1 protein-coding gene is annotated in these 544 nt (G+C 69.7%); it reads right to left on the bottom strand.

The window, feature by feature from the left end:
• The coding region (locus Psi02_RS39850; protein WP_203981102.1) for a DUF6286 domain-containing protein at positions 1-459 on the bottom strand (459 nt) is incomplete at its 3' end.
• Between the last annotated feature and the right edge of the window lie 85 nt (positions 460-544).

Raw genomic sequence — 544 nt, 5'->3', positions numbered from 1 at the left:
GTGGGTGCGGACTGTGTAGCGGCCGATGGGTGCGAGTTTGCCGATTTCGTGTTCGACGGCGGCGTGGACTCGCTGCTCGATTCCGAGGGTGTCGCGTAGGTTGGTCGTGGCGTTGACGCGTACCTGCCGTCCGCGGATCTTTGTTCGGGCGTTGCGTACTCCGTCGGTCTGGCTGGCTGTGGCGGCCAGGATTTTGGATAGGGTCCGGGGTCGCATGCCGGCGACCAGGTCGGGGTCTGTGGTCCGTAGGGCGAGTAGGCGTGGGCGGCCGGCGACCAGGGCGAACAGCAGGAGTAGCAGTCCTAGTACGGCGGTGATGCCCGCCGAGGTGAGTGCCTGTTTGTCTTGCCATGTCGTGGTCTGGGCCCAGGCGGCCACCTGCTGGTAGGGCACGAGAGTGGCCGGGTGGCCCGCGAGCGCCGAGATCGTCTCAACGGCGGTGACGATCCCGGCCGCCAAGAGGGTGAGCGCTGAGATCGCGGCGGGGATCGCCCGCCTGGGCCGGAAGGCGCGCACCGCCGCCCTCGGCCGCGCCGACCGGGCC

The organism is Planotetraspora silvatica (genome assembly GCF_016863315.1).
GTDB classification, from domain to species: domain Bacteria; phylum Actinomycetota; class Actinomycetes; order Streptosporangiales; family Streptosporangiaceae; genus Planotetraspora; species Planotetraspora silvatica.
The sequence above is the reverse complement of the archived record's forward strand: the minus strand, read 5'-3'. Positions and strand labels throughout refer to the sequence as shown.